Origin of the sequence: Pseudomonas fluorescens (assembly GCF_000802965.1) — a bacterium.
Classification (GTDB): Bacteria; Pseudomonadota; Gammaproteobacteria; order Pseudomonadales; family Pseudomonadaceae; genus Aquipseudomonas; species Aquipseudomonas fluorescens_A.
On the sequence record NZ_JSAK01000021.1, the window covers coordinates 95,039 to 121,149 of the forward strand.

Genomic DNA, 26,111 nt, shown 5'->3' on the forward strand with positions numbered 1-26,111 from the left:
ATGTTTTTGCGCCACATCATCGTTTTCAGTTTCATCGCCCTGCTTGCTGGTTGCGCAGGCTTCGGTGCCCGCGAATCGGTCGAAGGGCACGGCAACCCCGCCCAATGGCGCGAGCACAAACAGCAACTGACCAACCTTGATGGTTGGCAGATTGACGGCAAGATCGGCATTCGCGCACCAAAGGATTCCGGCAGCGGCACGCTGTTCTGGCTGCAGCGCCAGGATTATTACGACATCCGCCTGTCCGGCCCGTTGGGTCGCGGCGCGGCGCGCCTGACCGGACGTCCGGGCAAGGTTTCTCTGGAGGTCGCCAACCAGGGGCGCTATGAAGCGGCGTCCCCGGATGCACTGCTTGAAGAGCAACTGGGCTGGAAACTGCCTGTCGCCAATCTGGCCTGGTGGGTCCGCGGGCTGCCGGCTCCGGACAGTAAAAGCCGTCTGACACTCGACGCCGACAGCCGCCTGGCCAATCTCGAACAGGACGGTTGGCAAGTCGAATACACCGGCTACACCGAGCAAAACGGCTACTGGCTGCCCGAGCGGATCAAACTGCACGGCACCGACCTTGATGTCACGCTAGTGATCAAGGCCTGGCAACCACGCAAATTGGGGCAATAAAATGCCAGCCAGTCGCCTGACCCTGCCATCCCCGGCCAAGCTTAATTTGATGCTGCACATTCTGGGTCGTCGTGAAGACGGTTACCACGAGTTGCAAACGCTGTTTCAATTTCTCGACTACGGCGATGAGATCACATTCGCCGTGCGCGACGATGGCGTCATTCATCTGCATACCGAATTCGACGGCGTCCCGCACGACAGTAACCTGATCGTCAAAGCCGCAAAAAAACTCCAGGAGCAATCGGGCTGCTCGCTCGGGATTGATATCTGGATCGACAAGATTCTGCCCATGGGCGGTGGAATCGGTGGCGGCAGTTCGAACGCCGCGACGACCCTGCTGGGCCTGAACCACCTTTGGCAATTGGGCTGGGACGAGGATCGACTGGCCGCTCTGGGGCTAACGCTTGGCGCCGATGTCCCGGTTTTCGTACGTGGCCATGCGGCTTTCGCCGAGGGTGTGGGGGAGAAACTGACCCCTGAATACCCGGAAGAACCGTGGTATCTGGTGCTCGTACCGCAAGTCTCTGTAAGTACGGCAGAAATTTTTTCAGATCCGTTGTTGACACGTAACACGCCGCCCATTAAAGTGCGCCCCGTTCCCAAGGGAAACAGTCGAAACGACTGCTTGCCGGTAGTAGCAAGGCGTTATCCAGAGGTACGTAACGCATTGAATTTGTTAGGTAAATTTACCGAAGCAAAACTCACCGGAACTGGAAGTTGTGTGTTTGGGGGCTTCCCAAGCAAAGCTGAAGCTGATAAAGTCTCGGCCCTTCTTACAGAGACCCTTACAGGTTTTGTAGCAAAAGGAAGCAACATCTCGATGTTGCATCGCAAGCTCCAGAGTCTGCTCTAAAGGAATCGATTACTGGGTAATCGTTGCAACAGATACAGGGGCGTCGCCAAGCGGTAAGGCAGCAGGTTTTGATCCTGCCATGCGTTGGTTCGAATCCAGCCGCCCCTGCCATTTTCTATACTCATCCAGGTTACCCTCAGCCTCTAGGTACTGCGCGTGTCCAAGATGATGGTCTTTACGGGGAATGCTAACCCCGATCTGGCTCGACGTGTCGTACGTCAGCTGCATATCCCTCTCGGTGACATCTCCGTCGGTAAATTCTCCGACGGCGAAATTACAGCCGAGATCAATGAAAACGTTCGCGGTAAAGACGTTTTCATTATTCAGCCGACTTGCGCTCCGACCAACGATAACCTGATGGAACTGGTAGTGATGGCTGATGCCTTCCGCCGCTCCTCGGCTACTCGTATCACTGCTGTTATTCCTTACTTTGGTTATGCCCGTCAGGATCGCCGTCCGCGTTCCGCACGTGTGGCTATCAGCGCGAAAGTCGTTGCTGACATGCTTACCGTAGTCGGCATCGACCGTGTTCTCACGGTTGATCTGCATGCTGACCAAATCCAGGGTTTCTTCGATATTCCGGTAGATAACATCTACGGCTCCCCGGTTCTGGTGGATGACATTGAAGATCAGCGCTTCGAAAACCTGATGATCGTGTCCCCGGACATTGGTGGCGTCGTGCGTGCACGTGCTGTTGCCAAGTCGCTGGGCGTGGACCTCGGGATCATCGACAAACGCCGTGAGAAAGCCAATCACTCTGAAGTGATGCATATCATCGGTGATGTCGAAGGGCGTACCTGTATTCTGGTCGATGACATGGTCGATACCGCCGGCACCCTGTGCCACGCGGCCAAGGCCTTGAAAGAGCATGGCGCTGCCAAGGTTTTCGCCTACTGCACGCACCCTGTGCTGTCGGGTCGGGCGATCGAAAACATTGAAAATTCCGTGCTGGACGAGTTGGTGGTGACTAACACCATCCCGCTGTCCGCTGCAGCACAAGCCTGTGCGCGTATCCGCCAACTGGATATCGCACCGGTAGTTGCCGAGGCGGTCCGCCGCATCAGCAATGAAGAATCGATCAGCGCGATGTTCCGCTAAGGGCCCTGCCCTTCTCGAAATGTCTCGTTGACGAAAAGCGCCCCGCCCCGGCATTCCTGTCGGGGCGGGGCTTTTTTGCCCATATCGCCTTTAGCGCTGGTCGCAAACGCTGGGGCGAGTGTGGTTATTTTGGAGATACAACATGAACGATTTTACTCTGAATGCTGAAGTGCGTTCCGACCTGGGGAAAGGTGCGAGCCGCCGCCTGCGTCGTCTCGCAAGCCTGGTTCCAGCTGTAGTTTACGGTGGCGAAAAAGCCCCTGAATCCATCAGCATGCTGGCCAAAGAAGTTGCCAAACTGCTCGAAAACGAAGCGGCTTACAGCCACATCATCGAGCTGAACGTTGGCGGCACCAAGCAAAACGTAATCATCAAGGCTCTGCAGCGTCACCCGGCCAAAGGCCACGTGATGCACGCTGACTTCGTACGCGTTGTAGCTGGCCAGAAACTGACCGCTATCGTGCCTGTACACTTCGTTGGCGAAGAAGCTCCGATCAAGAAAGGCGGCGAAGTTTCGCACGTTGTTGCCGAGATCGAAGTGACCTGCCTGCCAAAAGACCTGCCTGAATTCATCGAAGTCGACCTGGCTAACGCCGAAATCGGCTCGATCATTCACCTGTCTGACCTCAAAGCCCCTAAAGGCGTTGAGTTCGTTGCTCTGGCACACGGTGATGACAAGGCTGTTGCCAACGTTCACGCTCCACGTGTTGCTCCAGAAGCTACCGAAGGCGCTGCAGAGTAATTCACTCTGTGAAGCCGGAGTGATCAAGTAACATCGCGGACTGGAACGTAGCGAGAAAGCGGGCGAGAACGCGGAGTTTACATCATGGTAAATGAGCATTTTTCGTCCACTTTCGCCGCTCTCCCTGATTGCGGCGATGTTATCCAACACTCCAAGGAAGGGCCCCTATCGTGACTGCCATCAAACTGATCGTTGGCCTGGGAAATCCAGGTGCTGAATACGAACAGACCCGGCATAACGCAGGGGCCCTTTTTGTTGAGCGCATCGCGAACGCACAAGGCGTCAATCTTGTGGCCGATCGCAAATATTTCGGCCTGACCGGGCGCTATTCGCATCAGGGTCAGGATGTTCGTCTGCTGATTCCCACCACGTACATGAACCGCAGCGGCCAGGCTGTAGCGGCTCTCGCTGGTTTCTTCCGCATCAAGCCTGAAGAAATCCTCGTGGCGCACGACGAACTCGATCTGCCTCCGGGCGTTGCCAAGCTCAAACAGGGCGGCGGCCATGGCGGTCACAACGGGTTGCGCGACATCATTGCGCAACTGGGCAATCAGAATACTTTCTACCGTCTGCGGCTTGGCATCGGCCACCCGGGCGTCGCCAGTATGGTTTCAAATTTCGTCCTGGGTCGTGCGCCACGCGCCGAACAGGAAAAACTCGATGCCAGCATCGACTTTGCCCTCGGCGTGCTGCCGGATATCCTCGCCGGTGAATGGAACCGCGCGATGAAAAACCTGCACAGCCAGAAGGCCTGACTCTTATCCGAGGGGAAACACCATGGGATTCAATTGCGGCATCGTCGGCCTGCCTAACGTCGGCAAGTCCACCCTGTTCAACGCCCTGACCAAATCCGGGATCGCGGCCGAGAACTTCCCCTTCTGCACCATCGAACCCAACAGCGGTATCGTGCCGATGCCGGATCCGCGCCTGGAAGCCCTGGCCGCCATCGTCAATCCGAAGCGCATCCTGCCGACCACCATGGAATTCGTCGACATCGCGGGCCTGGTTGCCGGCGCGTCGAAAGGTGAAGGCCTGGGCAACAAGTTCCTGGCCAACATCCGTGAAACCGATGCCATCGCCCACGTGGTCCGCTGCTTCGAAGACGAGAACGTGATTCACGTCTCCAACAGCGTCGACCCGAAACGCGACATCGAAATCATCGACCTGGAACTGATCTTCGCCGACCTCGACAGCTGCGAGAAGCAACTGCAGAAAGTCGCGCGTAACGCCAAGGGTGGTGACAAGGACGCCGTGGTTCAGAAAGGCCTGCTGGAGCAATTGATCGCTCACTTCACCCTCGGCAAGCCTGCGCGCAGCCTGATGAAAACCATGAGCACCGACGAAAAAGCGGTGATCAAGGGCTTCCACCTGCTGACCACCAAACCGGTCATGTACATCGCCAACGTTGCTGAAGACGGTTTCGAAAACAACCCGCACCTGGACGTGGTCAAGGCCATCGCCGAAGAAGAAGGCGCCATGGTTGTTCCGGTCTGCAACAAGATCGAAGCGGAAATTGCCGAGCTTGATGACGGCGAAGAGAAAGACATGTTTCTCGAAGCCCTGGGCCTCGAAGAGCCAGGCCTGAACCGTGTGATCCGCGCCGGCTACGAAATGCTGCACCTGCAGACCTACTTCACCGCTGGTGTCGAAGAAGTCCGCGCCTGGACCGTCCGCGTCGGCGCCACCGCACCACAAGCCGCTGGCGTGATCCACACCGACTTCGAAAAAGGCTTCATCCGCGCCGAAGTGATCGCCTACAACGACTTCATCCAGTACAAGGGCGAAGCCGGTACCAAGGAAGCCGGTAAATGGCGTCTGGAAGGCAAGGACTACATCGTCAAAGACGGCGACGTGATGCACTTCCGCTTCAACGTGTAAGCGACACGCCAAACAAAAAGCCGCGTTTGATACGCGGTTTTTTTTGCCTGAAATTCCTGTAGGGGCCGGCTTGCTGGCGAAAAACGATAACGCGGTGTATCAGACAGACCGCAGCGCCTTTATCGCCAGCAAGCCGGCTCCTACAAGGTGGGTCAGGCCTTTTTGGTCCGTGGCAGGAAGATCGCCAACACACCCAACAACGGCAGGAACGAACACAGGAAATACACGTACTCAATCCCGTGAATATCCGCCAGGTGCCCCAGCAACGCCGCGCCAATCCCGCCGAACCCGAACATCAAGCCGAAGAACACCCCGGCGATCATCCCCACATTGCCCGGCACCAACTCCTGCGCGTAGACCACGATGGCCGAGAATGCCGAGGCCAGGATGAAGCCGATGACAATGCTGAGAACAGTCGTCCAGAACAGGTCGACATGGGGCATCAGCAATGTGAACGGCGCAACGCCCAAGATCGAGAACCAGATCACCGCCTTACGGCCGATCTTGTCGCCAATCGGCCCACCGAAGAAGGTCCCCGCCGCTACCGCACCGAGAAACAGGAACAGGTGCAGCTGCGAACTGGCCACCGACAGGTCGAATTTCTCGATCAGGTAAAAGGTGAAGTAACTGGTGAGGCTGGACATGTAGAAATACTTGGAAAACACCAGCAACCCGAGCACCACCAGTGCGCTGGTCACTCGCCCCTTCGACAACCCATGAGTCGCCGCCTGACCTTGCTTGAGCTTGAACAGGTTCAGGTGATTGGCGTACCAGCGGCTGATCCGGTAGAGCACAAACAGCGCAAACACCGCGAACAAGCCGAACCACGCAACATGACCCTGACCGAAAGGAATGATGATCGCTGCAGCCAGCAACGGACCGAACGCCGACCCCGCATTTCCACCGACCTGAAAGGTCGATTGCGCCAGCCCGAAGCGTCCACCCGAAGCCAGTCGCGCCACACGAGAAGCTTCCGGGTGAAAGGTCGAGGAGCCAATACCGATCAAGCCCGCCGCCAGCAGGATCAGAGGAAAAGTGCCGACCACCGACATCATCAAAATCCCGATCAAGGTGCAGACCGTTCCGGCCGGTAGTAGCCATGGCTTGGGATGACGGTCAGTGTGATAACCAACCCATGGCTGCAACAGCGAAGCCGTCAACTGAAAGGTCAAGGTGATAAGGCCGACCTGGGTGAAGGTCAGGCCGTAGTTGGCCTTGAGCATTGGATAGATCGACGGCAGCACCGACTGAATCAGGTCGTTGATCAGATGCGCCAGTGCCACCGCGCCGATAATGCGCATGACCAGTGGACTGCTTTGCGAAGCTGCGGGCGCCGCCGTGGTGGCGGGCTGGGCGTTGGTGATAGCCATGAGAATTTCCAGACAACAGGTAGGTGCACGCGGGCAGGTGCGTCAATGTGCCATTTTTCGGTGCAACAGCGCCATCCCCTTAGCCTGCTAACGACTTCGAAATTCATCGCTTTTTCGGTGATAGCGCAAAGCCATGGTCTGAATCTTGCCTTGCTTATCCGCTTCAACGCGCCCCCCTTACAAAGGGGACCGAGAATGGGAAGTTTCACCACAGAGCCGGCCTACAGAGCGGGCAAAGGTGAACTTTCGAGGCCTTTTAGAAGGGCACAGGTCGGGGTCGCAATGGCCTTGATGCACGCCAATGGTGCGTGGTGTCCAAAGGAGTCATGGGGCATGCAGGCTTTTTTATCACCGGGGATCGCGCTGCTGGGGCGTTTTGGTTTCGCACGCAAGTTTCAGTTGTTGTTTCTGCTGTTTATCCTGCCACTGGCCGGCAGCCTGTGGATGATCGGTCAGGACTACCGCGACAAACTCAACCTTATTTCCGGCGAGCGTGCCGGGGTACGTCAACTGCTCGCCCTCGATGCGCTCGACAACCTGCTCGCTGCCCAGCGTGACCGTGCAGCGCGTTGGCGCGCAACCGAAACCAATCGCCAGCCGACGCCAGCCACACTCACCGCCATGTCCGCGTTTGATGCGGTTCAGCCTGCGATCGCCCAAGCCACCTCGGACCTCGGCAACGCGCTGAAAACCGAAGGCGCCGGGGGCGAAACCCTGGCTCGTTATCAAACGCTGCAAAGCGCTCTCAATGGCCTGGACTCGAAAAGCCTGAGCAGCGTCGGTTGGTGGCCGGACGGTTACGATCGCTTCACCAATGCCTTGAGCGCCCTGCAAGCCTTGCGCGAACAGATCGCCATGGACAATCGCCTGACGTTGGCACCGTGGCTCGAAACCTACTTGCTGACGCAGATTTCCACGCAGCACGCACCAGACCTGATCGAGCGGGTCGGTCGTCTGGCCAGCGTCGGGCAGGCGTCGGTGGTGTCCGGGCAATTCACCCTGCAAAGTCGCCTGCAATTGCGCGACTTACGCAGCCGTATCGGCGATGCCCGTGAACAGCTGGTCAAAACCGCAGGCCTGCTCGAAGCGCGATTGCCCAGCGCCTTGCAAACCTGGGCCGGGCAATACCACGACAGCCTCACGCACCTCGATGCCGGCCTGAAAGTCCTGGATGACGGTGTATTCGGCGGCAGCATCAATCTCAAGCCAGAGGACTTCGAGCGCAGCCTGGACGCCCTGCTCGCTGACCTCGCCTCGCTGCGCCAGCAATCATTGGTGTCACTGGATCTACGTCTGGATTACTACCACGATTCGGCGATTCGCCAGTTCATCGTCGTGGCGGCCATTTTTAGCGGCCTGTTGCTGGCCGCGCTGTACCTGTTCATCTGTTTGCAGGCCTCCATCCGCCGCAGCGCCAGCGGCATCACTCTGCTGGCCGAAGCGTTGCGCGACGGCAATCTGAGCCTGCAAGTGCCGGTTCAGGGCCGGGACGAACTGGCGGCCATCAGCACTGCTCTCAACGTCGCGGTGGTGCAGTTGCGCACCAGTTTGCTGGGGGTCGATCACGAGACCCTGCAACTGAGCGATGCGGTGCAAACCCTCAATCATCATTCCAGCGGTGCCTTGGGCGAAGTCGAAGCCCAGCAACTGCAGATCAGCCAGATCGCTGCTGCAGCGACGCAATTGGCCGCGACCTCCCAAGGGGTGGCCAAGAGCTGCGAACAGGCTTCAGGCAGCGCTCAGCACACCCAGCGCATCGCCGCCGACAGCAGCCGCGACAGTCAGCGCACGACGGCGAGCATTCAGCAGCTCAATCAGCGCTTGAATGACACGGCAGCGGCGCTCGGGCGGGTCAGTGAACAAGGGCAACAGATTCAACTGGTGGTCGATACCATTCGCGGAGTCGCCGAGCAGACCAACCTGTTGGCACTCAATGCCGCCATCGAGGCCGCTCGCGCTGGGGAGCAGGGTCGCGGATTTGCCGTGGTGGCCGATGAAGTGCGCAGCCTGTCGCAACGCACCCAGTCCTCGACCGCACAAATCGCCGGCACGGTGGATAGCCTGCGCAGCACCGTGAACGAAGCTGTCAGCCTGATGGAAGCCGCTTGCGGCCAGGCACAATCAGACGCACATGCCGTCACTGGCCTGGGCGAACGACTGGGAGAGATTGCCAGTGCGGTACAAGGCGTCACCGACACCCTGGCGCAGATCGCCACGGCGGTGGACGAGCAAGCGAGCACCGCCGACGAAGTCAGCGGCAACATCCAGCAAGTCGATCAGGCGGCTGTCCGCTTGCTCGAAGGCGCGCGGGCAGTGAACCTGGCGGCAGACACCTTGAGCCAGGGAAGCAAGGCCTTGAGTGCCAATACCGGCCGCTTTCAGCTCAATTGACGCCCTCCTCCGACCCGTTTTTTCGGGTTCGGAGGATAAGCGGTTGAAAGTGTAGAGAAATATTTTAGATTTACGCTTGACGCATCTGCATTACCGGTGAATAATGCGCGCCACTTGGCTACATAGCTCAGTTGGTTAGAGCATAGCATTCATAATGCTGGGGTCCGGGGTTCAAGTCCCTGTGTAGCCACCAAGTACCGATTTACAGATGTCTCAGGATGTCTATAAATCAAAACAAGAAGCCCGCCTCGTGCGGGCTTTCTTGTTTCTGGCTGTTCCTCCTTGTATCCCCCTATACCTTCCCTCCTTGTATCCCTCTGTGTATCCTCGACAAATAATTGAACCGAAGGGATACAGGTCAAATGAAGCGTTCAGAGATAAAGCGCCGCCCCCTCTCCGACACCGCGCTGGCCGGGCTAGAGCCTGACGCCAAGGAGTACCGCGAGCTCGATGGGAACAGTCTTTATTTCCGCGTGAAAACTGACGGTCAGAAGTCCTGGCAGCTCCGATACAAGAAGCCCGACGGGAAATGGTCATGGCTAGGGCTGGGCGGTTATCCCGATGTGAGCGGGTCGGTGGCCAGGCAGAAAGCTGCCGAGCTGCGCGCCGACGCTGCTGATGGAAAGAACCCGATCGTCACAAAGCAGGCTCGCAAGAAAGCGGAAAGGAACATTGCCGCCGAAACATTCGAGCCGCTGGCAAGGGAGTGGTACACCTCACGACTCACCAACTGGGACGCAGGCACGTCGAAGCGAATCATGGGCGCCTTCGAGCGGCATGTTTTTCCCGTGTTCGGTAAGCGTCCCTATGCAGACATCACCCCGCTCGAATGGATGGAGTTTCTTCGGGGCATGGAGCAGCAGGGAATCCTCGAGCAGATGAGCCGGGTTCGCTCGTATTGCAGAGACGTCTACGACTTGGCCAGGGTGACCGGCCGCGCAACTCATAACCCGCTTGAAGGCCTTCAGAAATACCTCCAGTCAGGCAAGGCAGAGAACTACGCCAACGTGTCGCCGGACGAACTACCGGGCCTGATCCGCGCCATAGCAGCCTACCCTCATGCCCACGACGTGCGTCTCGGCCTGCGACTGCTGAGCCTCTTCGCCGTGCGCCCCAGCGAGTTGCGTGAGGCACGGTGGTCAGAGTTCGACTTTGCCAAGAAGATTTGGACAATTCCCGTCGAGCGTAAAGGCCGCAAGAAAGGGCTGGAGCATCTGGTTCCACTTTCATCTCAGGCGATCGAGGCGCTTGAAGAGTTGCGCCAATACACCGGCAGCTATCCCCTTCTCTTCCCAGGTCGCAGCGATCACACCAAACCGCGGAGCGACACAGTGTTCCTGATGGCACTGCGTCGGATGGGATATGAAGGCCGGCAAACAGGCCACGGCTTCCGCCATATCGCGTCAACGGTGCTCAACGAAAACGGATTCGACGAGAACCATGTCGAGGCCCAGCTTTCGCACAAGAAGCCTGGCGTCGCTGGCGTCTACAACAAAGCCCAATACCTACCGCAGCGCACGACGATGATGCAATGGTATGCCGACCATCTGGACACCTTGGCCAAGGGCAATGTCGTGTCGATCAAGCGGGCCTGATGCGGGCCTTCCAATGTTCGCATAGACAGATATAGACTGATGCCATCACTGTTCGAATAGCCAGTATTCGCACGGATAACAGTTTTGGCTGACCTAGCTCGACGGAGCGAAAAGCGGACTTCCCAGCCGCCTGGCCAGCCGATCTATTCAGTACGGGAACGCCTTGGGAGGCGTGAGATGGAAAAACTTTATAAATTCAAAGAGTTCATTACAGGCAAAGATGCAAATAGCTGGCTCCAAAAATTGACCTCTACCCCTATAAGCGGAATGGACTTTGCCCAACTTTGGTATGACGGGCACATTGATGTTTATCTAAGTTGCTTAGGTGCAAAGGGGTACCTGAACACTCCTGGTGAGGCGACCGAAACCACAGAGGTTATAGGGGGGGGTGTAGCTCGGGTAGATGAAGGGTGGCGATTTACACAATTTGAGGGAGTCTGGGTTGTTGGGACACTACGCGATAGAGGTGAAGAGGAGGTGCTTTGGTTTGCAACTATAAATCCAGAGATGCGAACCCCGCTGTTCAAGCCTTCTGATATCCAGGCCTTTGCTGACGTCATGAATGGAACTGCAAACCAAGCTACGGAGCTGGAGCGTTTACGCGAAGATCTTGAACGAGAGCGAGCGAGCAACGCCGAACTGCAGCGCCAATTAAAAATTACCGAGGGTGTATGCGAGGTTGCAGAACGAGAGGCGGACGAACTGCGATCTCAGTGGCAAACATCTGAAATGGTCGATCATCTGGCCCGTGAGGAGCTGAAGGAGAAGCATCAGGCTGAACTGGCAAAACTACGAGCGGAAGAAGACAAGCCTTTTGATAAGCGCTCTCGGAGAACAATAGAGAAATTGATCTATGTGCTTGCTATGGAGGGGAAGTACAGCCTCGAAAAGCCCTACTCCGATGCAGAGGACATTCAAAAGGCAGCATCCGCTATCGGTGTAATGTCGCCTGGCACCACGGACACCATCGTTAAATATTTGGAGGCCGCAGCAGCAAGAATCGCGCAAGATCGTAAGGATGCCTCAGCCTAAAACTCGACCCTATTAGGGTTGTCTGAAACCCTATTAGGGCACGCATGAGCGCCCACTCGGCATTCTGTTTTCCGTCTAAACCAATAACGGGAAACAGAATATGCAAACCACCGAAGTCGCTCCCCTCACATCGATCGCGACTATCCGTCAGTTCGACCCAGCCAATACCCTCATCCGTATGCCAGACGTCGAGGCCATCACCGGGCTTGCTCGTCCCACCGTCTACAAGCGCCTCAAAGACGACCCGTCATTCCCTCGCCCAGTGCCGCTGAGTAACAGCAAATCACGCGGATCACCTGTTGGATTCGTGTTGGCGGAGGTTCAGGCCTGGGTTCGCCAACGCATCGCACTTCGTGGGGAGGCTGCGTAAATGACAGACAAAAAAATGGCCGACCAACAGGCCAGCCACGAAAATACTCACGTAGAGAATACCAGCGGAAACGCACAACGTGTTCGCCTTTTGGCGCGCCTGAAAGTCGGGCCGATTGACACCTTCACCGCCATTCGCGAGCTGAACATCGTTCGACCTGGTGCTCGTATCAACGAGCTACGCGCCATGGGCCACAAGATCCTCACACACCGCCTGACCTTGACCGATGACCAAGGCCGTAGTCACGGTCGCGTGGCGCTGTACTACCTCAGCACCAATCCGCCTGCCGGGGTGACCGTATGAGCGCCCGCATTATTCCCTTCGCCTACGAAGGCCAGGCTGTGCGCTTCAATGCAGACGGCTGGATCAACGCCACTGAAGCTGCCGCGCGCTTTGCCAAGCTCCCACACGAATGGCTGCGCCTTCCCGAAACTGCTGCCTACCTGGAGGCCTTGGCTAAATGCGGGAAGATCCCGCAATTAGTCCGCACTCAGCGCGGACGCAACGGCGGCACCTGGCTCCATCCCAAGCTGGCAGTAGCCTTTGCCCGGTGGCTTTCTGTCGACTTCGCCGTCTGGTGCGACGAGCAGGTAGACGCACTGCTGCGCGGCGAATCCAAGCCGTGGGCCAGTGCTCGCCGCGAGGCTGCGATCGGGCACAAAGCCGTCTGTGACGCCATCGCTTTCAACTGCGAAGCCCAAGGCAAGACGCCACAGCGTCACCACTTCATTAACGAGGCGAGGCTTATCAACGAGGTCATCACGGGGGCTTTCACTGGCCGCAACCGTGACCTGCTGAGCGCAGGGGAGCTGGATTTAGTCACGATGGTAGAGATCCGCGACGTAATGCTCATGGGACAGGGCCTGAGTTTTGCCGGACGCAAAGTGGCATTGCTTCAATACGTTCGCGTCCTGCAGGGCAAGAGCCAACGGAGGATTGCCGCATGACGACTATGCTCATGTCCAGCGATAGTCGGCCAAAAACTCCGCTTGCTCAGATTGGGCGTCGGCGTTATGGTTCAAGGGTCATGGTAAATCCCGTGACCGACCTTGGCCGGTCGAGTATCGTTAGGCGCACAAGCGCCCACCATCCGATTGCTGGCGCTTTTTTTGCGTCCGCACAATCGTTTTATGGCGGCTGTGCGTGGGACACCTTCGGGTGTGCCGGGTGCCTAACGTCCCGGTCGGCCAACCCGCGTACAGCTGCCACCCATCCTCGCTTGGCCGCGAAAAGTGGCAGCTCCTCAACGTTAGGAGCTACTCCCATGAAACACGCCATCATTCCGTCCGCAATTCGCGCTTTTGCTCACCGCCGTTTGGCCCTGAGCGCCCTCCGCACCGACTCATCCCTAATTGTCCGTCTTGCCCGCTACAACGCTCACATGGCAATCGTCCGTACCCTGGAAAGTGTCGGGGGTGATGTATGAATCTGCAGACCCATTCCACCCTCGATAACAGCTCGCTGGACGACCTGCGTGACGTTCACGGCATCCTCGTAATGCTCTCCGTTGCGCTCGCCGTCATTGCATCGCCGGCCACCCCTGTTATCTGCTCTCGTGTGCTCGCTGTTGTTGCTCAGCACTCCGCGACAGCCTGGGCATTGGTGCTAGATGACGCTATTGAGTCGATGGGAGGTGACCAATGAGCCGTGCAAATAAGCTCCCCACTAAACTTACCGAGCGAGCCCAGCGCTACCAGGCCATCAGCTCCGCCTCCTCTCACGCCAATGTCAGGCTTACCGGAGCACTCTGCCCATTGCTGCTATCAGCAACGCATCGCTCGCAATCTAATAATTGTCGGAGGTGTGAAATGAACATGGCTCTGAATTGCAATTCCGCTGAAAACCACTCGCGCAAATTCCAACCTGGTGTACACAAACAGGATTTGGAAAGCTCGACTGAAGAAGTCGACATCTCCCGCCAGTCCTACTTCAGCATCTGCGCACCACTGCCAGACATGCCTACTGGGAATCGTTTTCCTTACGGTGTCTGTGGCCCATTCCTAGACGAAGATGAAGCTTTCGATGCACTGCAAGCGCTCCGGGCAAAAATGCCAAAACGGAAGCTTGCTGTCATGTACGGCCAGAACTTCTTTGAAACGCCGTACACGGGTTTAGAAAGCGATCAAGAACTAGCTAGAGCCAAGCTCGTAGCGCTGCTGACAGCGGAGTAAACGATGGAAAACCTTCAACAACGCTCTTCAGCGTTGACGGGATCGGCTTGCCCTAAGAAAGCCACTGAGTTGTTTTACGTGACTCACCCAAAGGTGCCCAAGGCGTTGCTGGGCCCATTCTTAACCGAGGCCGACGCCGAGTGTGGCCGCGTAGTTATGCGTAGTGATGAGGCCCAGGTGACCGCGTGCTTAGTGGAATCAATCGACGAAATTACCCGCTGGCACGCGCTGAATAATGGGCAGGTTTGTCGGGCCTTTGCTGGCGCTAAACGCGCGGGAGAGGCCTGATGAAAGACGTTACGATCATGTTCCATGAAGCCCTCCAGGCTAGCTATGGGCCGCTCGACTGGATGCCAGTGCCGGATGGCGCAATTCATCGTTTCCGCGCGCCAGGCGACAAACCAAACAGCCTCAATGGTTGGTACGTTCTTTTTCTGGATGGCATCGCATCCGGGGCCTATGGGAGTTGGAAAGACGGCAGCTCCCACACGTGGAGCAGTCGAGAGCCAAAAGACGCACATGAAGCCGCGCGAGTGCGCGAACGAATCGAGCAAGCGCGCCGCCAGCGCGAGGCCGAACAGAATCAGCGCCAACAGCAGACCGCCGAGTGGGCCCAACGCTGGTGGGGGGATGCTCGCCGCGCCGACCCTGAACACGCCTATTTGATCGCCAAGAGCGTTCGCTCCCACGCTCTACGCCAGCGCAGCGACGAACTGCTGGTGCCGCTGTACTCCGGCGGCGTGCTGGTCAACCTTCAGCGGATCGCCTTGGACGGCAGCAAGCGCTTTCTGTATGGGGGCCGAATCAAGGGCGCCTATTCGCCGCTGGGGCGTATGACGCCGGGCAAACCGCTTTGCATCTGCGAGGGCTGGGCCACCGGCGCAACGCTGCACGAAAGCGGCTACACGGTTGCCTGCGCCATGAATGCCGGAAACCTAAAGCCGGTGGCGCTGGCGCTACGGGCTGAATACCCCGAAACGGAAATCATCATCGCATCAGATGACGACCGCCAGACGGAAGGCAATCCCGGACGCACCGCCGCCAATGCCGCCGCTGCCGCTTGTGGTGGGCTGGTGACGTTTCCCGAGTGGCCCGCCGACGCCCCGCTGACCCTCACCGACTTTAACGACCTTGCAGCTTGGAGCCGCCACCATGCGCACGCCTGAAAACAACGTAATCAACCTGCGCCCAGAGGCGCCTACGGTCGAGCCTGAGCGCCCGTGCTGGGGTGTTTACGATCACTGGGTGACGAATGAGAAAGGCCGCAGGCTGCGCCCCGGCGTGTACTGGCATGGCTTTAAACGCTCCGCCACCGACGATGACAGCGACGACGACAAGACAGAACGCCCTATCTCTGACGAGTGGATTGCCACCCCCGTGACGGTCGTCGCTCGCACCACCAATAGCGATGACGGCAGCGAGGGGCGTTTCCTGCGCCTGATCACCGAGAGCGGCACCAAGGAGTGGATCATTCCCATGGAGGTGTTCGGCGGTAGCGGCGAGGACGCCAGACGCCAGCTGTTCGGCATGGGCGTCATCATCGCCCTCAAGAAGCGGGGTCAGTTCATGGAGTACCTGTTGGAGCAGCGCCCCGCCGAAGTGTTCGCCACCACCTGCCGCCCGGGCTGGCATGAGTCGGGCGCCTTTGTACTGCCAGGCCGCACCATTGGCAGCGATAAGGTGCGTTATCAGGCCAGCGGTAAAGGTCAGAACCTGTTCAGCCAGCGCGGTGATCTGGAGGGCTGGAAAACCGAAGTAGCCGCCAAGTGCGAGGGCAATCCGGTACTGACCCTAGCCATCGGATGCGCACTGGCTGGCCCGCTACTGAGTTTGGTGGGCGTGCTAGGTGGCGGTGTTCATCTGGTGGGAGACAGCTCGAGCGGCAAGTCGCTGGCGCAACTGATTGGCTCGTCGGTATGGGGCGATCCGGGCGTATTCGCCGCCAGCTGGGACATGACCAAGGGGGGGCTTGAGATCGAGGCGTCGAGCCGCAACGACACCATTCTGCCGCTGGACGAGATCAAGCGCGCCGACCCCAAGCGCGTGCAGGAAATGGCCTACTCCCTCGCCAACGGCCAGGGCAAAGGCACCATGACCCGTGAGCGTGAAGGTCGGGCCAAGCTGAGCTGGCGCCTGCTGACGCTATCCAGCGGTGAGCGCTCCCTCTCCGAGCACGCCGCCATTTCCGGGAATGCTGCCCACGCTGGCGCCGAGTTGCGCATGGTGGACGTGAACGCAGGTAATCGCACCCACCGCGCCTTCGATGAATTGCACGGCCTAGCGGGCGCAGACTTCCACCGACTGCTGACCGTTGCTGTCGGCGCCCACCATGGGCACATCGGGCCAGCCTTAGTGGAAAAGCTGCTCGCCCGTGACGATCGCCCCGGCCTGCTGGAAGATTTCGCCGGTATCCGCGCCAGCTTCACTGAGGACAACGCTCAAGCCGGACGTGTAGCCGATCGCTTCGCAGTTATTGCCTTGGCGGGGGAAATGGCCATTGCCTTCGGCCTGCTGCCCTGGACGCCGGGTAGCGCCCTCACTGACTGCCAGTTGCTCTATGGCGAGTGGTTAAGCCGGGTTGGCAGTGGTAATGCCGAAGACCGTCAAATCCTGTCCAGCATCCTGGACTTTATCGACAAGCACGGCAGTAGCAGGTTCTCCGATGTGGACGATCAGACGCCCGACACCAAGGTATTCAACCGGGCTGGGTACTGGGCGCTAGCAGCAGGAAAACGGCTCTACTTGTTCAACAAGTCTGCACTGATCGAGGCCGCGCACGGGCACGGCCTGACTCGCATTATTAAAGCGCTTGAGGGCGCGAATGCTCTCGCAGACCGCAACAACGAACGCAAAACCAAAAACTACCGGCTCCCCGGTGGCGGACAGGCTCGACTTTATGTGGTCGATCCAGATGCCTTAGACACCGAGGCGCAAAACGCATGATCACCATCAAAGCGCCGCTTATCGAGTTTGCCCAAGTTCACAGGAACTTAGAATCACTGGCAACGCTGGCAACACCGGCAACAGCCTTGTGGGACGTGGCTTTCAGCCGTTGCCACCCTATAAAAAAAGTGGCAACAACTGGCAACACACACATCAGTTTCAATATAAGAGGCTGGCTAGAGGCTTCCATTTTGTTATCACCGTTGCCAGTAAAAAGGCGGTGGCAACAATTTGGAGGCGTCGGCAACGCCTGGAAGCCACGGTTTACGGGGTCGTTGCCACTGTTGCCGCTGTTGCCGCTGTTTTTGAAATCACAGGAACATTGGATCATGAGCAATTCGGGCGAGGTGGCGCAATGAGCCTCCTTTCCAGCCTGCTCGATAACATCCCGCCGAGCATCACTGCGGCCGCAAAACCGACCATGAAGAATCACCCCACAGATCATCCACGTCGTTTGGTGCTGGTCGAGCGTACTCCAGAAATACCGGCAACCACCTACACCAACGCCGCCTCAGCCACTCCAGAGTGGCGACAAGCCCGCGACCAATATCTCAGCCATATCATGATTTGTCGTTCCTGTTACGCGCCTGCAGCCCGGTACTGCCTGGATGGTGCCGACCTGCGCGCCAGTTACGACAGCACACCAATGAATTCGTCACAAAAACCGGACGGCTGACACGCCAAACTACTGGTTAAATATACAGATAAGGTCAATTCTGCTAATATTAGGTTATAACCTTGCATCGGAGAATGAGTATGAGCTCAAGCACCAAGACCCGAGGCCATCAAACCAAGCCAACCCGCGCAGAGATCAGCGCCGCATATGAGCGCCTGCGCATTGCGGCGAACTCGGGAAGCGTACAAGCGAACGCCGCACTGATCGCCCTAGCGGAACGCCGTCCTCTCCTTCCTATGGAGGTTTTGGTCGCATGAACTTTTCTCTACTTACCCACGGCCCTCAAGCCTCCCCTCTTCCGCGCCGCCAGCAAATGACGGCCCAGCATCGCACCGCGTGGAGCTGATATGGACGGACTACTCGATTTTGCAAAATCCCCGGAAGGCCAAGGCCTGTTGGCGGCTGCTTTTGGTGGGCTGGCCGGCGCGCGCCGCGGCGCCCCAATAAACACACTCGGCGTTGCTGGTCTGGCGGGTATCGGCGGTTACAGCAATGCGTTGCAGCGACAATCCACAGATCAGTATCGAGGCATGCAGGCGCAGCAGATCCAGGCCAATCTGAAGAAACAAAACATGGCAATGGACATGGCTCAGCGCATGTTCGGCGGCCAGTCGGCACCAGGAGCGCCGCAAGATGGCGCCATGCCGCCAGACAGCATGGCATCGTCCGGCGCCGCGCCAAGTTCAATGCCGCAGTCCCAGGGTCGTCAACCTCAAGGCGCTTTCCCGCTCGGCCTGAACGACGTCGCGGCTTACAACATGCTCGACTTGCCGAACGGCTCGACGATCCTCGATCTGTACAAGCAGGCGAACAACCCGCAAGAGCGCAAGAGCGGCAACTACTACGTTGATCCGCGCTCTGGTCAGCAGACCTACATGCCGAAGATGGCCGAAGGCGTGATGATGAACGAGCAGGGCCAGGCTATGCCGGTACCGGGTGCCGCGCAGGCCAATGCCGGCTACAAAGGCGCTGAAGCTGGCTCCGTGGCTGCTTCGCAGTTCCCATGGGCTGTGGCTCAGAAAGCTGCCGAGCAGCGCGGCGCCGCAGGTTATGACCCAATGAAGGTGGTCGGCCAAGACGGAAACGAGTACTTCGTGCCGCGCCTCAATGTTGCCGCCGGCGCAGGTGGCGCTGCGCCTGGGCAGGGCGGCGGGTTCATGGCCGGCCGCAATCCAGTGTCACAGGATGCCACCAAAGGGCTGAACAACGACTTCATTTCCAACTCATACCGGCCTGCTCTTGATTCCGGGAAAGCTGCTCAGGATATGAACGGAAATATCAGCGCCATGAGGGCTATTCCGATTGAAACCGGCTGGGGGTCTGACGCGAAAGCAGCGGCCGCTAACGTGCTGACTAGCCTTGGGATTGCGCCAAAAAATGCTGAGCTGTTTGGTGCAAACGCTCAAAAATATAGATCAGTTGCGATGTCACAGATCAACAAGCAGTTGCAGGACAACAAGGGCACTCAAACAGAAGGGGACGCGGCGCGCGCACTGCAAACATTCGCATCCATTGAAAAAACGCCCATGGCCAATGCATACATCCTCGATTTGGCGCAGGCGAAGAACAACTCTGCAATCAGAAAAGCCGATTACTACGAGAAGGCCATCAAGATCGCTCAGGAACGGGGAATCCCCCTGTCCGAAGTCGATGCCCAGTACCGCAAGGTTCAGCAGTCAATCTGGGCTGATCCGGTCATGTCCAGTTGGTTGCCACAAGGTAAGCAGTAATGGCCCTCTTCGCGCAGCTTGAGCAGAAAAATGGTCTGCCGCCCGGCTTACTTGATGCCGTGTGGTCTGCGGAATCCAGCCGCGGCGAGAACATGCAATCGCCAAAAGGCGCACAAGGTCATTTCCAGTTCATGCCCGCAACGGCGCAGCAATACGGCCTCGACGACCCGAACAACTTGCAACAGTCCGCCGGGGCTGCCGCCAAGATGCTCTCCGACATGATGCGGCAGACCGGCAGTGTTCCAGGGGCCTTGGCTGCCTATAACTGGGGCATTGGCAACCTGCAGCGCAAGGGCATGCAGGCGGCCCCCGCAGAGACGCGCAACTACATTCAGAAGGTGACCACCAATATGTCTCAGCAAAACGACCCATTTGCCGAATTGAATCAAGCATTCAGCCAGGCTGCGCCGGCTCAGCAGGCGGAAGACCCTTTCGCTGCGCTGAATAATGAATTCTCTGCGCCTGCCCCGCAGCAAGCCGCGCCTGCAGCGAATGCGCCGCAGCCAAATCAGCCTGTCCAGACCGCGCCCCCCGAACAGGCCATGTTGCCAGGGCAATCAGGGGGTGTTCAGCCTCCGCCGCATCAAGCAGGCCGGTTCGGTGGGACGCTGCCGCGCCTACCAGACAATGCTGGGAAAGAACTGATGGCTGACGCAGGCAACCTGTTGGCTGGTGGCGTGCGCGGTGCTGGGTCAATTGGCGCAACGCTCGTGGCGCCTTACGACATCGTGCAGGATGCCATCGCAGGGAAAGGCCTGTCGCTCGAATCGAACCGTCAGCGCCGGGCCGACATGGACTGGGCGTTACAAGACATGGGCGCCAACCCTGATTCCATGGCGTACAAGGGTGGCAAGCTCGGCGCGGAAATCGCCGGTACGGCCGGTATGGGGGGCGCTCTGGCCAACACGGTGCGTGTTCTACCGGGCGCTGCCAAAATCGAACCATTGCTGGAATCGGTCGCGTCTGGTGGCTTCCGCGCTGGTGGACTTACTGGTGCGAAGGCTCTGCCTGTACGGGCAGTAGGCGGCGCGATCACTGGCGGTGCTTCGGCTGGGCTGGTTGATCCTGAAACCGCTGGCACCGGCGCTCTGATCGGCGGGGCATTCCCAGCAGCCACCAGCATGATTGGTGGACTGAGTCGGCTTGCTGGCAATGGGGCCAAGAGCCTTGTTGAGCCACTATACGAAGCTGGTCGTAACCGTATTGTAGGGAGGTCGCTTAAGGAGTTTTCCGGTGGCTTGGCGGATGACGCAATAAACAACCTGCGCAACGCCAAATCTCTTGTGCCTGGGTCAATCCCTACCGTTGCTGAAGCGGCGGGGGTTCCAAGTCTTTCAGCGTTACAGCGTGCCAGTGTCAACGTGTCCCCTGAAGCCGCCAATGCGCTTGAGGCGCGCCTTGCCGGCAACAACCAGGCACGTGTCGATGCGCTACAGGAGCTGGCCGGCACATCTGGAGGCCGCGCGACAGCGGAAGCGGCCAGAGATGACGCGGCGGCGCTGGCTTACAGAACGGCCAGACAGAGTGATGAGATGAGCAGGCAGCTCGCAATAGAGCAGCAGCTTGCAAAAGATGCAAAAAATGTCGGCTTTGAATACCTCGGCAATGTCCCTAAGCGGACAGAGGCCCAGTCTGCCGCATTGGCGATTCGCCCATCTCAAACACTGATTGACCTAGCAAAACGGCCGGCCATGCAGGGCTACATTCAAGACGCGAAAAATCTTGCCGCCAACCACGGGTTCGCCATCGATAACCCGCTGACATCTATCGACGGACTTCATTACCTGAAACTGGCTATGGATGATGCCTTGAAGGGCACTCCAACTACAGCGCTCGGGCGCAACGCCAAAAGCGCTGTAGTTGGCATGAAGGAGATCCTGACAAAAGAGATGGATGCCATCTCCCCGGTGTACGGGTTGGCGCGTAGTGCCTACCAAGAGGCTTCCAAGCCGCTCAACCAAATGTCGATTGCTGACGAATTGCTGAAGTCAGTCAACCCTCTGACGGGCAAGATCAGGGCCAACCAATATGCCAGCAAGCTGTCGGACAAGACCGCGCAGACGGCCACTGGGTTTAATGGCGCGACTCTGGAGAACACCCTCACGCCGGAACAGCTCGGACTTATGAGCAACATCAAGGATGACCTAAGTCGGGCAGAATTTGGGGCGAATGCCGGAAGGCCAGTCGGCACCAATACCATCCAGAATCTGGCATATGGAAATATGCTTGACCAGTTCGGCGTACCAACGCTTTTAAAAAGAAGTGCGCCAGGCCAGGTCGTAGGCGGTCTTTTGGGCAAGGCAGGCGATATTGTCTACGGCAAGGCGAACAACGAAATAGGCGGGCTTCTCGCCCAGATAATGCTCGATCCGATGGAGGCTGCAAAACTCATGGCATACAAAAAACTGCCAAATACGAAGCTTATAGAGGCCACTCGAAAAGGGCTGCTTTCAACGTCCAGGGTCGCGCCGGTGCTTCTTACTCAGTAAACCCGAGCCAGAACCCGTAAATCGCGGCCCCTATAACGACGGCAACTCCTTTCCAGATCATGAAGTCGATCATCGTAAAATTCGAGAAATCCACCAAGACCTCCAAGCCCGCCGTGCGGGCTTTTAACTGAGATGACCAAGACGTCAATCCATGCCTCGATCACCACTGTTCACCGAGGCTTGCACCACCTACCCGACCGGTACCCAGCTCGTCATTGAGTCTAGTCGTTCCACGGCGTCGCATGAGAGGCGCGCCCCTTGAGCATTCCCGGTAACTGGGAACCAGTCGACACCAAACTTCCCAATTGATTTAGGTTCCCTGAATGGGCAGAGCCAAGGAAAAAAACGCGACAGAGGACTACCGTTCCCTCGGCATTCTGGCGCTACACCGTGCCGGGGTGCTGCGCGCTGGCCATGCCGGCGGCTGGGAGTGGAAGCGCCGTGGTGAAGTGGTCGGGACAATCGGCATCGAATCTGAAAGCCAGACCCGGCTGCGTCTTCGGTATCAAGTGACATCGAATGGAGAAGTCGAGTCGAAGGATTACCCCGTCTCGATCACCTGGACACCTTGTCACCTTGGCGGCAATCGTCCGTGGTTCCTGTGTCCCTGTTGTGGCCGGCGAGTCGCCAAGCTGTACCTGCGCCGCGTGTTCGCCTGCCGTCACTGTATGCGCCTCAACTACGCGAGCCAGCAAGCCAACAAGCGTGACCGTGCCGCCGAACATTCGGGGAAGCTGCGCGCTGCTCTGGGTTGCCCCGGAGGCTTCCTATCCATGTCTGCCGAGGCTATTCCGAAGCCAAAGGGCATGCACTGGCGGACATTCGATCGGAAGCTGAAACAGGTCAAGCGTGTAGACGCCCGAGCCTTGGCTGATGCTGGGGCTCTGCTCGTTAGCATCGAGCGGAGCTTGGGACAGGCCTACCGCGCCATCGCCCACTGCTGACTATCTCCGGCGCGAACCTGGCTGGTAGTTGCCAGTGCGGTTGCCACGGAAAGCGGCATGGATGGCTATCAGGCCGATGCTGGCGACCTGTAGCAGGTCAGCCTGATACAGAGGCTGTTACAGCAAAACGTGCTGTTTCACGCAGTGATTTCACGCACTTGGTACGCAGGTCGGTACGCAGAAAAAGTACGCACTCACCAGTGCATGGCCGCAGCAAGTTCGCACTGAGGTTCGCACTAATGGTTCGCAGTGCGGGCGCGAACCTGGCCGGTTACCACTCCGCTGGTTACCAGTTTGGTTACCATGGAAAGCGGCCATTTTCACTGGTAACCAAGATCAAGGTTTCCACTCTGGTTGCCACGGTATCGCAGTGGGTTGCGCTGGAAACATGATCATTCGCAGACCAAGCCATCAAGTCCTGAAGCTATGGAAAAATGGACAGGCCACCACGCGGAGGCCGCGTTTACCCCTCATAGCTTAAAGTTCTTCAGCGATTGCTTTATCGCTGCCTCCGCGACGGTTCTAGCTTGATCATCGATCTCTTTGCGTGAGATAGCCCTTCCACACTTTTCGCATTTAGCACCGACAAAATCGCCTAGAGAGCGAATAGGTTTCGAGCTTTCAAAATTCGTTGAACCACATCTGCATTTCACTTGAGGAGCTGAGCTCATACCGCATCCTTTTGCTTGAAAGTGATTATCCACGCGGCAACTGTAGTTCGGGTTCTGAGTTTAGTCGTTACCCCAATCCGAATTTGGCCCTCGCTGAGGAGGCGGTGCATGAACCATGGGCGCAAGCAGTTTGAGTGTCCAGTGCGGACAGGTTTATGTGTGTAGAAAACTACACTCTGTGTAGGAATCAACACGGAGTCGGCACGGTTGCCAACTACCGGTCTCAATCCCACCCACTCCCCCAAAATGAGAGGTGGTGTGAACGCCTCAGTGTGGCGTTATTGCCACGTCTGCCTCGGGCATTCGCCTAGTCCAGTCGGCGAGCTGATTGGCCAGCCGGTCGGCACGCTCCTTTTCCCGTCCTGCACTCAGAAGCGCTATCTCCAATGCCCGATCAACCTTGCCCAGACTCTCCGCTCGCTTTTCTAACCTGACCTCCAGATCCTCAAGCGCCCGGTGGGCCTCCCTATGTTCAACCCACTGCCGATCCAGAGCCGCCTGCCGCAAATGTAGCGCCTCAGTGGCTGAGCGCAGGAGCTTGTTCTGTATGGCCGAAGTCTTGGCCCTCAGCAGCAGCGCCTTGTAACTGGTCGTCTGTATCCCGACGACCGCAGCGGCCAGATCTGATCGTTCAATAAACGGCTCATCAACAGCGAGCGCCTGGTAATACTGGCTGACCTTCTGGTGGGTGGCTTTCGCTCCCTCGATGCCGCGCAGTAGCCCGAAAGGCTTCCCGCACCAATGATGAAAGTCGGACTGCATCTTGCGCAGCTTGGCGGCACCACCAAGGAAATCACGAGCAGACAGTCTCCCGTCCCGGGTCATCGGCACGGCGTACACGACAAGGTGGGGTGTTCTTTCATCTAGGTGAACCGTTGCACTGACAATGTTATCGCCTCCGTGCCGAGCCTTCAGCCAGGCTATGGCCCGGTCAAAGTAGCCGCCCGTGTCGGACATCGTCCCGCCGTGTCGGGCGAATGCCTCGGGGCTCGCGGTAATCAGATATTCAATGCAGAGCACGGCACCCTTGCGCCTGCGTTCCGGCAGCTTGGCCAAGACCGCATTGGCAAGACCGCCAGCAGTCGACGCGCCACCAACATGCACATTGGCTGCGCCATTGGAGTTCGGTGTGGGCATCTCTCGAAAGGTGTGTCGGCCAGATCCAATAATCCCAGCGACCGACTTCAGCTTTTTTGTTCTTAGTATCGTGTAAGGCATGGCAGCCTCCACCGTGCTGAGTGTTCTCATCTTCAGCGTGCGGGTGGAGCGAAGGCCGGCGCAACTCACCCCAAGCGCAGCTTGTGTACTCACTACACAAACTGCGTTTGTTGTTCGCTTCCTTCGGAAGAAAAGCAGCTCCGTAGCTCACTGCCTTGCGGCCCCTTTCGTGATCGTCGATCAATAACCCTGATCTAAACCCAGCCGGTTATTTCCGACCTCAAACGCCCCAAAAGACCAGTGTTGAATTAACGCCGTGAGCTCCCCCGTTTGAACAGCGCTGCTACGCTTTCGTTTTCTCGAATGGAGTCGAAGCGATGCCTACCCCTGAATACTCTCTCCCGGATGTGCTTGAACGCTTGTATCACAACCAGCTCGCCTTAGAGGCTGCGCTGATGGAACTGACCTTGCTAGTCGAAAGCCAGGGTCATGCTGAGGTCGGGGACAATATTCGGAGTGCGCTGAACGCGATCGGTGAAAACGCCGGACATATCAATCAGGGGCTGGCCAGACTGAAAACGCAGGGCGCGACGTAAGCCAGCACCCAATTCAAGGGGCGATGATGGACGATGACAGCGAAGTAGTATTTGTTGCCGGCCTGGGAAAGATGCTCGGACGCACCGAGGCGGCGGTCAGACAGGGGATGACTCGCGGCGTCGACTGGTTGCCAAAGAGCTTCAGAATGGGCACCAGACACTGCTGGCTGAAGGCTGATGTTCGGGAGTTTCTGCGCGCCTGCCGGGACGGCGAGAACAAAGCGCCGAAGGTTGGTAGACCGCGGCAGACACCGCCAACACTGAGAGATATTAGGAAATGACAGCGGGCATCGATCGCTTCATTCGCCTCGACGAGGTGCTTCACATCACCGGCCTTGGCCGAAACACGGTTTATCGTCGGATCAGGGAAGGCACCTTCCCCAAACAGGTCAGGATAGGGCCCAACTCTGTGGCCTGGCGCCAATCAGCGATCGTTAAATGGATGCATGATCTAGGCCTAGCTGGCGATTGCAGGCTGGATGGTGGCACATAGTTTAAAATTGAAAAGCCCGGCGCTGGGCCGGGCTAATCATTTGTGTTTTCGCTCGGCGTCTACTGGCCCGGGCCTTCAATACGCTCGCGCGAGAGGCGCTACCTCCTGCAATATCTCGAACCCGTCCATGGTCGACGGGATTCTTGATTGCAGATAACGGTACTGCGGAGCTATGAACACCTTTATAGCTAGTGCATGTCCTGGGCGAAAAAAAGTCGAGATCGACACTGCGCAATCTGATGGAGGCTGGATAACCTGAATCAGGTGTTCAGCTGCCATCACTGGATCTGCGC

Annotated in this window: 28 protein-coding genes and 2 tRNA genes; 27 read left to right on the forward strand and 3 right to left on the reverse strand. The window is 58.0% G+C overall.

What is annotated here, in order from left to right:
* From lolB to ychF, 7 genes are all read left to right on the forward strand, one after another.
* A complete protein-coding gene (gene lolB / locus NL64_RS18910) occupies positions 1–618 on the forward strand; it encodes a lipoprotein insertase outer membrane protein LolB (protein WP_034149591.1) in 618 nt (205 codons plus the stop codon).
* Between the two features lies 1 nt (position 619).
* Positions 620–1,471 carry a 4-(cytidine 5'-diphospho)-2-C-methyl-D-erythritol kinase gene (ispE, locus tag NL64_RS18915; RefSeq protein WP_034149592.1) on the forward strand — a complete coding sequence of 284 codons (852 nt, stop codon included), beginning with the start codon at positions 620–622 and terminating at the stop codon, positions 1,469–1,471.
* A gap of 36 nt (positions 1,472–1,507) precedes the next feature.
* Positions 1,508–1,582: transfer RNA gene (locus tag NL64_RS18920), tRNA-Gln, on the forward strand.
* A 45-nt stretch (positions 1,583–1,627) separates the two neighbouring features.
* Positions 1,628–2,569, forward strand: a complete 942-nt coding sequence (locus tag NL64_RS18925; protein ID WP_003171603.1) for a ribose-phosphate pyrophosphokinase — start codon at positions 1,628–1,630, stop codon at positions 2,567–2,569.
* A 142-nt stretch (positions 2,570–2,711) separates the two neighbouring features.
* Positions 2,712–3,311, forward strand: a complete 600-nt coding sequence (locus NL64_RS18930; RefSeq protein WP_034149593.1) for a 50S ribosomal protein L25/general stress protein Ctc — start codon at positions 2,712–2,714, stop codon at positions 3,309–3,311.
* A gap of 170 nt (positions 3,312–3,481) precedes the next feature.
* On the forward strand, positions 3,482–4,066 hold the full coding sequence (gene pth / locus NL64_RS18935) for an aminoacyl-tRNA hydrolase (RefSeq protein WP_008037207.1): 585 nt from the start codon (positions 3,482–3,484) through the stop codon (positions 4,064–4,066).
* A gap of 22 nt (positions 4,067–4,088) precedes the next feature.
* Entirely contained in the window at positions 4,089–5,189 is a 1,101-nt protein-coding gene (ychF, locus tag NL64_RS18940; RefSeq protein WP_015096822.1) for a redox-regulated ATPase YchF, read from the forward strand.
* Between the two features lie 152 nt (positions 5,190–5,341).
* Here the strand turns inward: ychF and NL64_RS18945 are convergent, their stop codons facing one another.
* Positions 5,342–6,559, reverse strand: coding sequence for an MFS transporter (locus NL64_RS18945; RefSeq protein ID WP_034149594.1), 1,218 nt, complete (start codon positions 6,557–6,559; stop codon positions 5,342–5,344).
* 333 nt (positions 6,560–6,892) lie between these two features.
* Here NL64_RS18945 and NL64_RS18950 point away from each other — a divergent pair, with 333 nt between their 5' ends.
* The 18 genes from NL64_RS18950 (at position 6,893) to NL64_RS30620 (ending at position 22,900) form a co-directional block, all read left to right on the forward strand.
* The gene (locus NL64_RS18950; RefSeq protein WP_034149595.1) at positions 6,893–8,950 is read left to right on the forward strand and encodes a methyl-accepting chemotaxis protein; all 2,058 of its coding nucleotides are present in this window, start codon (positions 6,893–6,895) and stop codon (positions 8,948–8,950) included.
* 116 nt (positions 8,951–9,066) lie between these two features.
* Positions 9,067–9,143: transfer RNA gene (locus NL64_RS18955), tRNA-Met, on the forward strand.
* Positions 9,144–9,312: 169 nt separating this feature from the next.
* Positions 9,313–10,545 (forward strand): tyrosine-type recombinase/integrase, encoded by a 1,233-nt coding sequence (locus tag NL64_RS18960; protein ID WP_034149596.1) that lies wholly within the window; start codon positions 9,313–9,315, stop codon positions 10,543–10,545.
* 177 nt (positions 10,546–10,722) lie between these two features.
* Positions 10,723–11,577, forward strand: a complete 855-nt coding sequence (locus tag NL64_RS18965) for a hypothetical protein (protein WP_034149597.1) — start codon at positions 10,723–10,725, stop codon at positions 11,575–11,577.
* Positions 11,578–11,677: 100 nt separating this feature from the next.
* Complete coding sequence (locus NL64_RS18970) at positions 11,678–11,947, forward strand: helix-turn-helix transcriptional regulator (protein ID WP_034149598.1); 270 nt, start codon at positions 11,678–11,680, stop codon at positions 11,945–11,947.
* Positions 11,948–12,250, forward strand: coding sequence for a helix-turn-helix domain-containing protein (locus NL64_RS18975; RefSeq protein WP_034149599.1), 303 nt, complete (start codon positions 11,948–11,950; stop codon positions 12,248–12,250).
* Positions 12,247–12,894, forward strand: a complete 648-nt coding sequence (locus NL64_RS31000; protein ID WP_034149600.1) for a KilA-N domain-containing protein — start codon at positions 12,247–12,249, stop codon at positions 12,892–12,894. Before NL64_RS18975 ends, NL64_RS31000 begins: the two co-directional genes overlap by 4 nt.
* Before the next feature lie 317 nt (positions 12,895–13,211).
* A complete protein-coding gene (locus tag NL64_RS30380) occupies positions 13,212–13,373 on the forward strand; it encodes a hypothetical protein (RefSeq protein ID WP_172668686.1) in 162 nt (53 codons plus the stop codon).
* Positions 13,370–13,591, forward strand: a complete 222-nt coding sequence (locus NL64_RS18985; protein WP_034149601.1) for a hypothetical protein — start codon at positions 13,370–13,372, stop codon at positions 13,589–13,591. Before NL64_RS30380 ends, NL64_RS18985 begins: the two co-directional genes overlap by 4 nt.
* A gap of 164 nt (positions 13,592–13,755) precedes the next feature.
* Positions 13,756–14,118, forward strand: coding sequence for a hypothetical protein (locus NL64_RS18990; RefSeq protein WP_034149602.1), 363 nt, complete (start codon positions 13,756–13,758; stop codon positions 14,116–14,118).
* Between the two features lie 3 nt (positions 14,119–14,121).
* Positions 14,122–14,406 (forward strand): hypothetical protein, encoded by a 285-nt coding sequence (locus tag NL64_RS18995; RefSeq protein ID WP_034149603.1) that lies wholly within the window; start codon positions 14,122–14,124, stop codon positions 14,404–14,406.
* On the forward strand, positions 14,406–15,284 hold the full coding sequence (locus NL64_RS19000) for a toprim domain-containing protein (protein WP_034149604.1): 879 nt from the start codon (positions 14,406–14,408) through the stop codon (positions 15,282–15,284). The genes NL64_RS18995 and NL64_RS19000 overlap by 1 nt, the downstream gene beginning before the upstream one ends.
* Entirely contained in the window at positions 15,271–17,061 is a 1,791-nt protein-coding gene (locus tag NL64_RS19005) for a DUF927 domain-containing protein (RefSeq protein ID WP_034149605.1), read from the forward strand. Before NL64_RS19000 ends, NL64_RS19005 begins: the two co-directional genes overlap by 14 nt.
* Entirely contained in the window at positions 17,058–17,420 is a 363-nt protein-coding gene (locus NL64_RS30160) for a hypothetical protein (protein ID WP_155292764.1), read from the forward strand. Before NL64_RS19005 ends, NL64_RS30160 begins: the two co-directional genes overlap by 4 nt.
* A complete protein-coding gene (locus NL64_RS19010; RefSeq protein WP_034149606.1) occupies positions 17,417–17,737 on the forward strand; it encodes a hypothetical protein in 321 nt (106 codons plus the stop codon). Before NL64_RS30160 ends, NL64_RS19010 begins: the two co-directional genes overlap by 4 nt.
* Positions 17,738–18,084: 347 nt before the next feature.
* Positions 18,085–19,467, forward strand: a complete 1,383-nt coding sequence (locus tag NL64_RS19015; protein WP_034149607.1) for a hypothetical protein — start codon at positions 18,085–18,087, stop codon at positions 19,465–19,467.
* On the forward strand, positions 19,467–21,956 hold the full coding sequence (locus tag NL64_RS19020; protein ID WP_034149608.1) for a lytic transglycosylase domain-containing protein: 2,490 nt from the start codon (positions 19,467–19,469) through the stop codon (positions 21,954–21,956). Before NL64_RS19015 ends, NL64_RS19020 begins: the two co-directional genes overlap by 1 nt.
* 323 nt (positions 21,957–22,279) lie before the next feature.
* Positions 22,280–22,900: a hypothetical protein gene (locus NL64_RS30620; protein ID WP_253277096.1), complete on the forward strand. Its 621-nt coding sequence runs from the start codon at positions 22,280–22,282 to the stop codon at positions 22,898–22,900.
* Between the two features lie 470 nt (positions 22,901–23,370).
* Here the strand turns inward: NL64_RS30620 and NL64_RS31185 are convergent, their stop codons facing one another.
* Both NL64_RS31185 and mobV read right to left on the reverse strand, forming a co-directional pair.
* A complete protein-coding gene (locus tag NL64_RS31185) occupies positions 23,371–23,571 on the reverse strand; it encodes an ECs_2282 family putative zinc-binding protein (RefSeq protein ID WP_437176926.1) in 201 nt (66 codons plus the stop codon).
* 267 nt (positions 23,572–23,838) lie between these two features.
* Entirely contained in the window at positions 23,839–24,789 is a 951-nt protein-coding gene (gene mobV / locus NL64_RS19030; protein WP_034149609.1) for a MobV family relaxase, read from the reverse strand.
* A 317-nt stretch (positions 24,790–25,106) separates the two neighbouring features.
* Here mobV and NL64_RS19035 point away from each other — a divergent pair, with 317 nt between their 5' ends.
* Both NL64_RS19035 and NL64_RS19045 read left to right on the forward strand, forming a co-directional pair.
* Positions 25,107–25,325, forward strand: coding sequence for a hypothetical protein (locus NL64_RS19035; protein WP_034149610.1), 219 nt, complete (start codon positions 25,107–25,109; stop codon positions 25,323–25,325).
* A 277-nt stretch (positions 25,326–25,602) separates the two neighbouring features.
* Entirely contained in the window at positions 25,603–25,818 is a 216-nt protein-coding gene (locus NL64_RS19045; protein ID WP_034149611.1) for a helix-turn-helix transcriptional regulator, read from the forward strand.
* Positions 25,819–26,111: the final 293 nt, after the last annotated feature.

Excerpts from the sequence above, each read along its gene's own strand:
- lolB (WP_034149591.1), top strand. The coding sequence starts at position 1 with ATGTTTTTGCGCCACATCATCGTTTTCAGTTTCATCGCCCTGCTTGCT.
- ispE (WP_034149592.1), top strand. The coding sequence starts at position 620 with ATGCCAGCCAGTCGCCTGACCCTGCCATCCCCGGCCAAGCTTAATTTG.
- NL64_RS18930 (WP_034149593.1), top strand. The coding sequence starts at position 2,712 with ATGAACGATTTTACTCTGAATGCTGAAGTGCGTTCCGACCTGGGGAAA.
- ychF (WP_015096822.1), top strand. The coding sequence starts at position 4,089 with ATGGGATTCAATTGCGGCATCGTCGGCCTGCCTAACGTCGGCAAGTCC.
- NL64_RS18945 (WP_034149594.1), bottom strand. The coding sequence starts at position 6,559 with ATGGCTATCACCAACGCCCAGCCCGCCACCACGGCGGCGCCCGCAGCT.
- NL64_RS18950 (WP_034149595.1), top strand. The coding sequence starts at position 6,893 with ATGCAGGCTTTTTTATCACCGGGGATCGCGCTGCTGGGGCGTTTTGGT.
- NL64_RS18960 (WP_034149596.1), top strand. The coding sequence starts at position 9,313 with ATGAAGCGTTCAGAGATAAAGCGCCGCCCCCTCTCCGACACCGCGCTG.
- NL64_RS18965 (WP_034149597.1), top strand. The coding sequence starts at position 10,723 with ATGGAAAAACTTTATAAATTCAAAGAGTTCATTACAGGCAAAGATGCA.
- NL64_RS18970 (WP_034149598.1), top strand. The coding sequence starts at position 11,678 with ATGCAAACCACCGAAGTCGCTCCCCTCACATCGATCGCGACTATCCGT.
- NL64_RS18975 (WP_034149599.1), top strand. The coding sequence starts at position 11,948 with ATGACAGACAAAAAAATGGCCGACCAACAGGCCAGCCACGAAAATACT.
- NL64_RS31000 (WP_034149600.1), top strand. The coding sequence starts at position 12,247 with ATGAGCGCCCGCATTATTCCCTTCGCCTACGAAGGCCAGGCTGTGCGC.
- NL64_RS30380 (WP_172668686.1), top strand. The coding sequence starts at position 13,212 with ATGAAACACGCCATCATTCCGTCCGCAATTCGCGCTTTTGCTCACCGC.
- NL64_RS18985 (WP_034149601.1), top strand. The coding sequence starts at position 13,370 with ATGAATCTGCAGACCCATTCCACCCTCGATAACAGCTCGCTGGACGAC.
- NL64_RS18990 (WP_034149602.1), top strand. The coding sequence starts at position 13,756 with ATGAACATGGCTCTGAATTGCAATTCCGCTGAAAACCACTCGCGCAAA.
- NL64_RS18995 (WP_034149603.1), top strand. The coding sequence starts at position 14,122 with ATGGAAAACCTTCAACAACGCTCTTCAGCGTTGACGGGATCGGCTTGC.
- NL64_RS19000 (WP_034149604.1), top strand. The coding sequence starts at position 14,406 with ATGAAAGACGTTACGATCATGTTCCATGAAGCCCTCCAGGCTAGCTAT.
- NL64_RS19005 (WP_034149605.1), top strand. The coding sequence starts at position 15,271 with ATGCGCACGCCTGAAAACAACGTAATCAACCTGCGCCCAGAGGCGCCT.
- NL64_RS30160 (WP_155292764.1), top strand. The coding sequence starts at position 17,058 with ATGATCACCATCAAAGCGCCGCTTATCGAGTTTGCCCAAGTTCACAGG.
- NL64_RS19010 (WP_034149606.1), top strand. The coding sequence starts at position 17,417 with ATGAGCCTCCTTTCCAGCCTGCTCGATAACATCCCGCCGAGCATCACT.
- NL64_RS19015 (WP_034149607.1), top strand. The coding sequence starts at position 18,085 with ATGGACGGACTACTCGATTTTGCAAAATCCCCGGAAGGCCAAGGCCTG.
- NL64_RS19020 (WP_034149608.1), top strand. The coding sequence starts at position 19,467 with ATGGCCCTCTTCGCGCAGCTTGAGCAGAAAAATGGTCTGCCGCCCGGC.
- NL64_RS30620 (WP_253277096.1), top strand. The coding sequence starts at position 22,280 with ATGGGCAGAGCCAAGGAAAAAAACGCGACAGAGGACTACCGTTCCCTC.
- NL64_RS31185 (WP_437176926.1), bottom strand. The coding sequence starts at position 23,571 with ATGAGCTCAGCTCCTCAAGTGAAATGCAGATGTGGTTCAACGAATTTT.
- mobV (WP_034149609.1), bottom strand. The coding sequence starts at position 24,789 with ATGCCTTACACGATACTAAGAACAAAAAAGCTGAAGTCGGTCGCTGGG.
- NL64_RS19035 (WP_034149610.1), top strand. The coding sequence starts at position 25,107 with ATGCCTACCCCTGAATACTCTCTCCCGGATGTGCTTGAACGCTTGTAT.
- NL64_RS19045 (WP_034149611.1), top strand. The coding sequence starts at position 25,603 with ATGACAGCGGGCATCGATCGCTTCATTCGCCTCGACGAGGTGCTTCAC.